9 protein-coding genes are annotated in these 11,551 nt (G+C 45.7%); 1 reads left to right on the top strand and 8 read right to left on the bottom strand.

Annotation, left to right across the window (positions count from 1 at the left end; translation table 11 throughout):
* Positions 1-173 precede the first annotated feature (173 nt).
* The 8 genes from sucD to sdhC all read right to left on the bottom strand — a co-directional run bounded on the left by sucD (position 174) and on the right by sdhC (position 9,753).
* Positions 174-1,046: a succinate--CoA ligase subunit alpha gene (sucD, locus tag LMJ53_RS14925; RefSeq protein ID WP_226750008.1), complete on the bottom strand. Its 873-nt coding sequence runs from the start codon at positions 1,044-1,046 to the stop codon at positions 174-176.
* Positions 1,047-1,056: 10 nt separating this feature from the next.
* Positions 1,057-2,223, bottom strand: a complete 1,167-nt coding sequence (gene sucC / locus LMJ53_RS14920; protein WP_229587969.1) for an ADP-forming succinate--CoA ligase subunit beta — start codon at positions 2,221-2,223, stop codon at positions 1,057-1,059.
* Positions 2,224-2,367: 144 nt separating this feature from the next.
* Entirely contained in the window at positions 2,368-3,555 is a 1,188-nt protein-coding gene (odhB, locus tag LMJ53_RS14915) for a 2-oxoglutarate dehydrogenase complex dihydrolipoyllysine-residue succinyltransferase (protein WP_229587967.1), read from the bottom strand.
* 66 nt (positions 3,556-3,621) lie between these two features.
* Positions 3,622-6,432, bottom strand: a complete 2,811-nt coding sequence (locus tag LMJ53_RS14910; protein ID WP_229587966.1) for a 2-oxoglutarate dehydrogenase E1 component — start codon at positions 6,430-6,432, stop codon at positions 3,622-3,624.
* 102 nt (positions 6,433-6,534) lie between these two features.
* Entirely contained in the window at positions 6,535-7,251 is a 717-nt protein-coding gene (locus tag LMJ53_RS14905) for a succinate dehydrogenase iron-sulfur subunit (protein WP_226750012.1), read from the bottom strand.
* Positions 7,252-7,264: 13 nt separating this feature from the next.
* Positions 7,265-9,037: a succinate dehydrogenase flavoprotein subunit gene (sdhA, locus tag LMJ53_RS14900; RefSeq protein WP_226750013.1), complete on the bottom strand. Its 1,773-nt coding sequence runs from the start codon at positions 9,035-9,037 to the stop codon at positions 7,265-7,267.
* Complete coding sequence (sdhD, locus tag LMJ53_RS14895) at positions 9,038-9,385, bottom strand: succinate dehydrogenase, hydrophobic membrane anchor protein (RefSeq protein ID WP_226750014.1); 348 nt, start codon at positions 9,383-9,385, stop codon at positions 9,038-9,040.
* Positions 9,376-9,753, bottom strand: coding sequence for a succinate dehydrogenase, cytochrome b556 subunit (gene sdhC, locus LMJ53_RS14890; protein ID WP_229587964.1), 378 nt, complete (start codon positions 9,751-9,753; stop codon positions 9,376-9,378). The genes sdhD and sdhC overlap by 10 nt, the downstream gene beginning before the upstream one ends.
* Before the next feature lie 366 nt (positions 9,754-10,119).
* On the opposite strand from sdhC, the gene gltA reads away from it, so the two are divergent.
* Complete coding sequence (gltA, locus tag LMJ53_RS14885) at positions 10,120-11,391, top strand: citrate synthase (protein ID WP_229587962.1); 1,272 nt, start codon at positions 10,120-10,122, stop codon at positions 11,389-11,391.
* Positions 11,392-11,551: the final 160 nt, after the last annotated feature.

Genomic DNA, 11,551 nt, shown 5'->3' with positions numbered 1-11,551 from the left:
TCATAGGAATTTCCCTGATTATTATTAGTAAAATAACAGTAAAGCTGAATGGACACTTAACCGCTCTCTCCATGTTAGATAACTGACTCTAAAAATCAACCCCCAACTGTAATTCAAAGGTATTAGACATAAAAAAACCCGCTTAAAGCGGGTTTTTCGGCTAACAAGCTAGATTACCAGCCCGTTAATTCTTTCAGGGCTTGACCGATATCCGCTAAGCTCTTCACGGTTTTAACACCGGCGTCTTCTAAAGCAGCGAATTTTTCATCCGCTGTACCTTTACCACCAGAGATGATCGCACCAGCATGACCCATGCGCTTACCTGCAGGTGCAGTCACACCAGCAATGTAAGATACAACAGGTTTAGTCACATGCTGTTTGATATAAGCAGCCGCTTCTTCTTCTGCAGAACCACCGATTTCGCCGATCATGACGATAGCTTCAGTTTGTGGATCTTCTTGGAATAACTTCAGAATATCAATGAAGTTAGAACCTGGAATTGGATCACCACCGATACCAACACAAGTAGACTGGCCAAAACCGTAATCTGTGGTTTGTTTAACCGCTTCATACGTCAGAGTACCTGAACGTGAAACGATACCCACTTTACCTGGCTTATGAATGTGACCTGGCATGATGCCGATTTTACATTCGCCTGGCGTGATAACGCCTGGGCAGTTAGGGCCAATCAACACGACGCCTAACTCGTCACATTTCACTTTGGCATCTAACATATCTAACGTTGGAATGCCTTCCGTGATACAAACGATCAGCTTAATGCCGCCATTTGCCGCTTCTAAGATAGAATCTTTACAAAATGCCGCAGGTACATAGATGACTGATGCCGTTGCACCCGTAGTTGCTACCGCTTCTGCTACGGTGTTAAACACCGGCAGACCTAAATGCGTTTGACCGCCTTTACCTGGTGTAACACCGCCAACCATTTTTGTGCCGTAAGCAATGGCTTGTTCAGAGTGGAATGTGCCTTGAGCACCTGTAAAACCCTGACAAATAACTTTGGTATCTTTATTAATTAAAACGCTCATTACTTACCCCTTATGCCTTAGCCGCTGCAGCAACAACTTGTTTAGCCGCGCTTGTTAGGTCGGTATCAGCGATAATGTTCAGGCCGCTTTCAGACAGCACTTTTGCGCCCAATTCTGCATTGTTACCTTGCAGACGAACCACAACAGGAACTTTAACGCCCACTTCTTTTACTGCACCGATAACACCTTCAGCAATCATATCGCAACGCACGATACCGCCGAAGATGTTGATGAAAACGGCTTTAACCGCAGTATCAGACAGGATAATTTTGAATGCTTCAACAACACGTTCTTTGGTTGCACCACCGCCAACGTCTAAGAAGTTAGCAGGTTGGCCACCGTGTAATTTCACGATGTCCATCGTACCCATGGCTAAACCAGCGCCGTTAACCATACAACCAATGTCACCACCTAAGGCAACATAGTTAAGCTCCCATGAGGCAGCGTGCGCTTCACGTGGATCTTCTTGTGAAGGATCTTGCATCGCTTTCAGCTCTGGGTGACGGTATAAGGCGTTACCATCGATAACTAGCTTGGCATCTAAACAGTGTAAGTCGCCGGCAGGTGTAATAACCAATGGGTTAACTTCTAATAAGGCCAGATCTTTTTCTTGGAAAAGTTTTGCTAAACCTAAGAAGATCTTCACGAATTGGCTAACTTGCTTGCCTTCTAAACCTAATTTGAATGCTAACTCACGGCCTTGGTATGGCTGAGCACCCACCAAAGGATCAACCGCAGCTTTTAAGATTTTTTCTGGGGTTTCGTGGGCCACTTTTTCAATTTCCACACCACCTTCAGTAGACGCCATAAACACGATACGACGTGAAGAACGGTCAACAACTGCACCTAAATACAATTCTTGAGCGATATCGGTGCATGGCTCAACTAAAATACGGCTTACCGGCTGACCTTTTTCATCTGTTTGATAGGTTACCAGGTTCTTACCAAGCCATTTTTCAGCAAATGCTTTGATTTCTTCTTTGCTCTTAACTAGCTTCACACCACCCGCTTTACCGCGACCACCAGCGTGTACTTGAGCTTTGACAACGAACATATCGCCGCCGATTACATCTGCAGCTGCTACCGCTTCTTCTACTGTAGCTGCGGCAACGCCTTTAGATACAGGCAAACCATATTGGGCAAACAGTTGCTTACCCTGATACTCGTGCAAATTCATGGCTATTTTCCGTTCTTTTGAATTGGGACGTTACTCAACAAAGAGTAACCTGATTTTGGTTCGGTGCTTATTATAGTACCAACCGGTTTGATAAAAAATGCTGTTGTACTAAACAACAGCATTTTTGATACATTCAATGAAACGTTAGATGTCCAACAGAATACGCGTTGGATCTTCTAACAATTCTTTGATGGTGACTAAGAAACCTACTGACTCCTTACCATCAATGATCCGGTGATCGTAAGACAGTGCCAAATACATCATAGGCAGAATTTCCATCTTACCGTCAACAACCATTACACGGTCTTGGATCTTGTGCATGCCAAGAATAGCAGATTGTGGTGGGTTGATGATCGGCGTAGACATCAATGAACCAAAGACACCACCGTTAGTGATAGTGAAGTTACCACCTAACAGATCGTCCATAGCTAACTTGCCATCGCGACCTTTCAGGGCTAATTCTTTGATGGCTTTTTCAATTTCAGCCAGATTCATTTTGTCGCAATCACGTAAGATAGGCGTAACTAAGCCACGAGGCGTAGACACTGCGATGCTAACATCGAAGTAGTTATGATAAACAATATCATCACCGTCGATCGCCGCGTTCACTTCTGGGAAACGTTTCAACGCTTCAGTAACCGCTTTGACATAGAAAGACATAAAGCCTAAACGGATACCATGGCGCTTCTCAAACACATCTTGATATTGCTTGCGTAAATCCATGATAGGTTTCATGTTAACTTCGTTAAACGTGGTTAACATGGCCGTTGAATTTTTCGCTTCTAACAAACGATTTGCAATCGTTTTGCGCAGGCGTGTCATAGGAACACGTTTCTGACTGCGATCACCGGCAGCAACCACTGGCGCAGCAGTTTTAGCAGGCGCGGCAGCTTTGGCTGGGGCAGCAACAAACTTTTCAACATCTTCTTTTGTTACGCGACCGTTTTTGCCTGTGCCCTTGATTTTGCTGGCATCTAAGCCTTTTTCAGAAATCATGCGACGTACAGAGGGGCTTAACGCATCGTCACTGCTGTCATCGGCAGCAGGAGCTGCTGCGGCTTTTTCTGCCGGCGCTTCTTCTTTCTTAGCAGCCGGTGCACCGCCCGCTTCCATTTTACCAATGACTTCTTCTGCCGTTACCGTTGCACCAGTGTCATGGATGATTTCGCCCATCACACCATCTGCTTGTGCAACAACTTCCAACACAACTTTGTCAGTTTCAATATCTACTAATACCTGATCACGGCTAACGGCTTCACCAGTTTTTACGTGCCAGGTGGCGATGGTTGCATCTGCAACAGATTCCGGAAGTACGGGTACTTTAATTTCCACTTTTTCACCTTTAACGGTTGGTCTATATCAGTTATCACAGCCTGCAGCATGCAGGCTGGAAAATCATTATTTAACGGTTAGCGCGTCATTAACGAGAGCTTGTTGCTGCTTGTTATGCACAGACAAGTAACCTACTGCAGGTGAAGACGACGCTTCACGACCGGCATAATTCAGGTAACCCGTTTTTGGAATTGCAGCACGGAAGTGATGCTGACTACAGTACCAAGCACCTTGGTTTTGTGGCTCTTCTTGACACCAAACAAAATCAGTTACATGTTGGTACTGGCTTAATACTTCGGCCATTTCCTCATGTGGGAAAGGATAAAGTTGTTCAACCCGCACGATAGCCACATCGGTTTGCTCGCGCTTACGACGCTCTTCGAGCAATTCGTAATACACTTTACCGCTACAGAACACGACACGTTTCACCGCTTTTGCATCAAGTTCGTCAATTTCACCAATCACGTTATGGAAGGTACCCGATGCAAGTTCTTCTAACGAAGAAGTCGCTAATGGGTGCCGTAACAATGATTTTGGAGACATTACGATCAATGGACGACGCATTGGCCGCACCATTTGACGGCGTAACATGTTGAAAACTTGCGCAGGTGTCGTTGGCACACACACTTGCATGTTGTGATCAGCACACAACTGTAAGAAACGTTCCAGACGAGCAGATGAGTGCTCAGGGCCTTGCCCCTCATAACCGTGCGGTAGTAATAAAGTTAAACCGCATAAACGGCCCCACTTTTGCTCGCCAGAGCTTAAGAATTGGTCAATAACCACTTGAGCGCCGTTGGCGAAGTCACCAAATTGACCTTCCCAAATAACCATAGCCCGTGGCTCTGCTGTCGCATAACCGTATTCAAACGCTAAAACGGCTTCTTCAGATAAAGCCGAGTCGAAAACTTCAAACTTACCCTGCTGTTCACTGATTTTCTCTAACGGCGTATAGGTTGAACCATCCGTTTGATTATGCAGTACAGCATGGCGATGGAAAAAGGTACCGCGACCAGAGTCTTGACCGACAATACGGATACGGCTACCTTCACCAACCACCGAGGCGTAAGCTAAGATTTCAGCAAAACCCCAGTCAATTTTCTTCTCGCCTTTTAACATCAATGCACGGTCTTCATAGACACGACCAACTTGACGTTGTAACGCATGCGTCGCGGGTACCTGTATGGCTTTTTCACCTAACGCTTTGAGTTCTTCAAGCTTTAAACTGGCGTCATAAGGGGCATCCCAGTCTTTACCGATAAAGGGTGTCCAATCTACTGAAGACGGTGCCATCGGTTGCCATTCTTCAACAACACAATCGCCTTTGTCTAAAGCATCCCGGTAACCGTCTATTAATGCTTTCACTTCGTCAGCAGTAATAACCCCTTCTTGCACCAACTTCTCAGCGTAAATTTCCCGCGGCGTTGGGTGCTTTTTGATCTTCTGATACATCAGAGGTTGCGTTGCATTTGGCTCATCGGCTTCGTTATGGCCATTACGGCGATAACAGAACAAATCGATGACCACATCACGCTTAAAGGTATTACGATAATCAACCGCTAATTGCGCAATCATCACTACCGCTTCAGGATCATCACCGTTCACGTGGAAAATGGGCGCCTGTACCATTTTAGCAATGTCGGTACAGTAAGGGGTTGAACGCGTATCTTCAGGGTTTGACGTAGTAAAACCCACTTGGTTGTTAATGACCAAGCGGATGGTGCCACCTACTTTGAATGCACGCGTTTGCGAAATGTTAAAGGTTTCAGCAACCACACCCTGACCGGCAAAAGCCGAGTCACCATGAATGGTAATAGGCAGTGCTAGCGAACCGTCGGTACAACCGCGGCGATCTAAACGGGCACGCACAGAGCCTAAAACAACAGGGTTAACAATTTCTAAGTGTGATGGGTTAAAGGCCAGTGCTAAATGCACATTACCGCCTTTGGTGGCAAAGTCAGATGAGAAACCCATATGGTATTTCACATCGCCAGCACCCACCACTTCGTATTTACCGGCAAATTCATCAAATAACTTCGATGGATTCTTACCCAGTACGTTGATCAAGGTATTCAGACGACCACGGTGCGCCATACCAATCACTGAGTCTTTGGCGCCTTGCTCACCGGCACGGTGGATCATGGCTTTCAGTAATGGGATCATCGCATCGCCGCCTTCAAGACCAAAGCGCTTAGCACCTGGGAATTTTGAGCTTAAATACTTTTCCAGACCGTCAGCCGCGATTAATCCCTTAAGGATACCTAGCTTAGTGTCTTTATCGAAACGAGGCTGAGATTGCACACTTTCTAAGCGCTGTTGGATCCAACGTTTCTCATCGGTAGAGACGATATGCATGTACTCAGCACCAATAGAACCGCAGTAAGTGCGTTCCAGTGCTTTGTGCAAATCGCCCAATTTCATTGTTTCTTGACCAGAAGCAAATGATCCAATGTTGAACTCAGTTTCGTAATCAGCTTCAGACAGTTCGTGAAACGACAATTCAAGGTCACGTACCCGAGGTTGTTTCCACAGGTTTAACGGATCCAAATTGGCGTGTTGATGGCCACGGAAGCGATAAGAGTTAATTAATTGCAGTACTTTAACCTGACGGTTGTCAGCACCAGAACCAGAGTTTACCACCACAACTTCACGATGTTTGTTGCGGGCCAACTCAGCGAAATGTTCACGCACATCGCTATGTCGGGTTTCAAGCTCGACCCCATCGATCTTTGGTAACTGGGCAAAAAACTCACGCCATTCGTCACCAACACTGGTGGGCTCTGCTAGGTAGGATTCATAGAGTTCATCCACATAGGCCATGTTACCACCGCCAAGATGTGAAGACTCTAACCACGCCTTCATTACACCTTCGTGCATTTAGTTTCCCTTATTTTTGAGCACCTGGAAAAAGTAGCAAAAAAACTGCCACCCCGCTAAGTGGATGGACAGTTTTCAATTAAATCACTAAAAAAGGGCGCATTACAGCGCCCGGTTTAACAACATCGACTTAATTTGGCCGATTGCCTTAGTCGGGTTTAACCCTTTCGGACAAACGCTAACGCAGTTCATAATACCATGACAACGGAATACGCTGAAAGCGTCATCTAAGTCATTTAACCGTTGTTCGGTTGCAGTATCACGGCTGTCTGCCAAGAAACGATAAGCATGTAATAAACCCGCTGGCCCGATAAATTTATCAGGATTCCACCAGAACGAAGGACACGATGTTGAACAACATGCACAAAGAATACACTCGTACAAGCCGTCTAACTTAGCGCGTTCTTCTGGCGTTTGCAAAAATTCACCGGCTGGCGGCAAGCCATCGTTAATCAAATACGGCTTCACTTTCTCGTATTGCGTGTAGAACTGGCTCATATCGATAACCAGATCGCGAATTACCGGTAAACCAGGTAATGGACGCACCACGATTTTACCGCCTTTCAAACCCACTGCGGATAGCGGTGTAATACAAGCCAAACCGTTTTTGCCATTCATGTTTACGCCATCTGAACCACAAACACCTTCACGGCAGCTGCGGCGGAAAGATAACGTTGGATCTTGCTCTTTTAATTTGACCAGTGCATCAAGCACCATCATGTCCCGGCCATCCGGGTTGTCTAAAGTATAATCCTGCATGCGCGGCGCTTGGTCGACATCAGGGTTGTAACGATAGATCGAAAAAACTAATTTCTGCATCGCTGTAGCCCTCTTAGTACTTACGTGCTTTCGGTGGGAAAGCTTCACGGAACTTCGGTTCCAGATTCACTTTACGCTTAAACATTGACTCAGTGTCTGGTGTATAAACACTGTGACACAACCAGTTCTCGTCATCACGATCTGGGAAGTCGAAACGTGCATGAGCACCACGGCTTTCAGTACGGAAGTTTGCCGCAACAGCAGTAGAGAATGCGGTTTCCATTAAGTTATCTAACTCTAAACACTCGATACGCTGGGTGTTGAAGTCAGAACTCTTATCATCTAAACGAGCAAACTGCAGACGTTCACGAATTTCTTTTAACTGCTGTAAACCTTCAGCCATTGCTTCACCTTCACGGAATACCGAGAAGTTAAGCTGCATACATTTTTGCAGGTCTTTCTTAATTTGTACCGGATCTTCACCTTGACCAGGCTTGCTCTCTTCCCAACGACGTGTGCGTGCTAAGGCGGCATCAATGTCAGATTGAGAGGCATCGCGAGCTTGCGCGGTTGCGGCTAGGGCTTCACCAAGGTGTAAACCTGTTGCACGACCAAATACCACTAAGTCTAACAATGAGTTACCACCTAAGCGGTTTGCACCGTGTACGGATACACAAGCAATCTCACCACAAGCAAATAAACCAGCAACAACAGATTCTGTACCATCGGCTTTCGGTGTAATAACCTGACCGTGCACGTTAGTCGGAATACCACCCATCATATAGTGACAAGTAGGAATAACCGGGATGGGCTCTTTAACCGGATCAACGTGCGCAAAAGTACGTGATAATTCACAAATACCTGGTAAGCGGCTTTCTAAAACTTCAGCACCTAAGTGATCTAGTTTTAGTTTAATGTGAACACCCCATGGGCCCTCACAGCCACGACCTTCGCGGATTTCTGTCATCATGGCACGAGCCACAACGTCACGACCGGCTAAGTCTTTCGCGTTTGGCGCATAACGTTCCATGAAACGTTCGCCATCTTTATTTAATAAGTAACCACCTTCACCACGACAACCTTCGGTTACCAAGGTACCGGCACCTGCGATGCCTGTTGGGTGGAACTGCCACATTTCCATATCTTGTAAAGGCACACCCGCACGTAAAGCCATACCGACACCGTCACCGGTGTTAATGTGTGCGTTAGTGGTTGAAGCGTAAATACGACCGGCACCGCCGGTAGCCAGTACCGTGGCTTTGGCTTTGAAATAAACGATTTCGCCAGATTCAATATCAATGGCGGTACAACCGACAATGGCGCCATCTTGGTTTTTCACCAAATCTAAGGCATACCATTCAGAGAAAACTTGAGTACGGTTTTTAACGTTTTGTTGATAAAGCAAGTGTAACAAGGCGTGACCAGTACGGTCAGCAGCAGCGGCAGTACGGGCAGCTTGCTCGCCACCGAAGTTCTTCGATTGACCACCAAATGGGCGCTGATAAACGCGGCCAGCTTCAGTACGAGAGAATGGTAAACCCATGTTCTCTAATTCAGTGATCGCTTCTGGACCCGTCTTACACATGTATTCGATAGCGTCTTGGTCACCGATATAATCCGACCCTTTAACGGTGTCGAACATGTGCCATTCCCAGTTATCTTCATGGCTATTACCCAGTGCTACCGTAATACCGCCTTGCGCCGACACCGTGTGTGAACGCGTAGGAAAAACTTTTGATAACAATGCACAGGTTAAACCTGATTGGGTGATTTGTAGCGCTGCGCGCATACCGGCACCACCGGCTCCAATGACGATCGCGTCAAATTCTCTTACTGGAATATTCACTTAAGCACCCCACAACACAAATAAACCCACTGCCACATAGCTAAAGGCAATTACGTACAGGACAAACTGTAAAGCGGCGCGTAACTTGGCACACTTTACGTAGTCAGTTAATACCTGCCATAAGCCAATACGGGTATGAATGGCAATCGAGATCAACGCTAACAAGGTATACACCTTCATTAACACGTTACTGAACAGGCCATGCCATATCTCGAAAGTCACTTCTGGAGTGAAAAGAAAAAAACCTAAAATGAAAAGTGCGTATGTCGCTAGGACAACAGCAGTTGCTCTTAATGATACGTAATCCTGAACACCATCGCGTTTCAGGCTTGCCTGATTTAGAACCATAACCATACCCCCGCTAAAACAGCTAAAATAATCCATAACACCATAGTGATGTTGGCGCTGGCGTTACCTGAGTCGAGTTCTTCCCAGTAGCCTTGGTCCATGATCATGTGGCGGATACCGCCTAGCAGGTGGTAAATAAGTACCGTGATAGTGCCCCAAGCGATAAACTTCGCAAAATGTGAGTTTAGCAAGGACTTCACGTAGTCAAAGCCTTCTGCGCTTTGCAATGAAACCGCCCATGCCCAAATAACAAAAAGCAGTGCGAAAAACATTGCAACACCGGTTACCCGATGCAGAATAGAAGCTTTGGCAGTCGCAGGTAGAGAGATAGTTGTTAAATCAAGATTTATTGGTCTTTGCTTTTTCACAGTGTCTTGCCTATCGATGCCCGTGTAGAGCGTAGTTGTCATTATTGTCGCTGCAAAAAACAGCCACATCCCGAAGCAGATATACTCTTTTTCTATAAAGCTGGTTCAGCAAAAAGGTTCTGGTAAGGTGAACTGTTTTTACGCCGCAAATAGTATATATTTCATGACACGCTATTACAATTTTTGTTTGGTTTTTAACGGAAAAATCCGTTACACAAAACTTTACAGCTTTTTAGCGGTACGGCAATACGACTAGAGTCGAATACTTATTAATTGATTAGCCTTTAGAATTGACTTTCAGGTGCGGTTTGCGAGTAGAATACCCTTAACCCTAATATCCCATAATAAAACAGTAGGAGAAATCCAATGGCAGATAAAAAAGCCGTCGTACAGATTGATGGTAAAACCTTTGAGTTACCGATCTACTCTGGTACGGCAGGCACTGACGTGATTGACGTTCGTACACTAGGTCAACAGGGCTATTTCACGTTTGACCCGGGCTTTATGTCTACCGGCTCCTGTGAATCGAAAATCACATACATCGATGGCGACAACGGCATTTTGTTACACCGCGGTTACCCAATAGAGCAACTCGCTGATAAATCAGACTATTTAGAGACTTGCTACCTGTTATTAGAAGGCGAATTACCGACTAAAGAGCAGTATGATAACTTCGTTAAAACCATTACTCGTCACACGATGGTTCACGAAAAAATCGCCGCATTTTTCCAAGGTTTCCGTGTTGATGCACACCCAATGGCAATGCTGTGTGGTGTGGTTGGCGCGATGTCATCGTTCTATCACTCTGATTTAGACATTAACGATCCGCAACAACGTACCCGTAGCGCCCATCGTTTGATTGCTAAATTACCAACAATTGCTGCGATGGCGTATAAATATACTGCCGGTCAGCCATTCGTTTACCCACGTAATGAATTGAGCTACTCAGAAAACTTCTTACACATGATGTTCTCTGTACCCGCTGAAGACTATAAAGTTAGCCCTGTATTAGCCAAAGCAATGGATCGCATTTTCATGTTACACGCCGATCACGAGCAAAATGCTTCTACTTCTACCGTGCGTTTAGCCGGTTCATCTGGTGCTAACCCTTACGCATGTATCGCGGCAGGTATTGCCTCTTTATGGGGCCCTGCACATGGTGGTGCCAACGAAGCCTGTTTAAAAATGTTACAACAAATTGGTTCTGTTGACCGTATTCCCGAGTTTGTGGCTAAAGCCAAAGACAAAAATGACTCTTTCCGTTTAATGGGTTTTGGTCACCGCGTTTATAAAAACTTTGACCCACGTGCCAAAGTTATGCGTGATACCTGTCATGAAGTATTAAGCGAACTGAACATTAAAGATCCATTGTTAGATGTCGCCATGGAATTAGAGCGCATTGCGTTATCTGACCCGTACTTCATCGAGAAGAAACTGTATCCTAACGTTGACTTCTACTCAGGCATCATCTTAAAAGCTATTGGTATTCCTACCAGTATGTTTACGGTGATCTTTGCGATGTCACGTACAGTGGGTTGGATCTCACACTGGGACGAGATGTTAGCAGACAAAGGCCACAAAATTGGTCGTCCACGTCAGTTATACACTGGCCATGCCGCACGCGATTACAAAAAGTAATTTGCTCTGGCAAGCAGCAGCTTAAAAGCGGCCATTGGCCTAATGCCGATCAGTTAAGAACTTTTCAGATCGGTTGACCGATCCAGTGGTTGGTATATAAAGGCCTACAGAATGAACTCTGTAGGCTTTTTTTATGCATATTAGCCAAGCGCTGGAAACC

The organism is Rheinheimera sp. UJ51, from assembly GCF_020819615.1.
Lineage (GTDB): Bacteria > Pseudomonadota > Gammaproteobacteria > Enterobacterales > Alteromonadaceae > Alishewanella > Alishewanella maricola.
The sequence above is the reverse complement of the archived record's forward strand: the minus strand, read 5'-3'. Positions and strand labels throughout refer to the sequence as shown.

Coding starts and splice junctions, on each gene's coding strand:
- LMJ53_RS14905 (WP_226750012.1), bottom strand. CDS start 7,251: ATGCAGAAATTAGTTTTTTCGATCTATCGTTACAACCCTGATGTCGAC.
- sucD (WP_226750008.1), bottom strand. CDS start 1,046: ATGAGCGTTTTAATTAATAAAGATACCAAAGTTATTTGTCAGGGTTTT.
- sucC (WP_229587969.1), bottom strand. CDS start 2,223: ATGAATTTGCACGAGTATCAGGGTAAGCAACTGTTTGCCCAATATGGT.
- gltA (WP_229587962.1), top strand. CDS start 10,120: ATGGCAGATAAAAAAGCCGTCGTACAGATTGATGGTAAAACCTTTGAG.
- LMJ53_RS14910 (WP_229587966.1), bottom strand. CDS start 6,432: ATGCACGAAGGTGTAATGAAGGCGTGGTTAGAGTCTTCACATCTTGGC.
- sdhD (WP_226750014.1), bottom strand. CDS start 9,385: ATGGTTCTAAATCAGGCAAGCCTGAAACGCGATGGTGTTCAGGATTAC.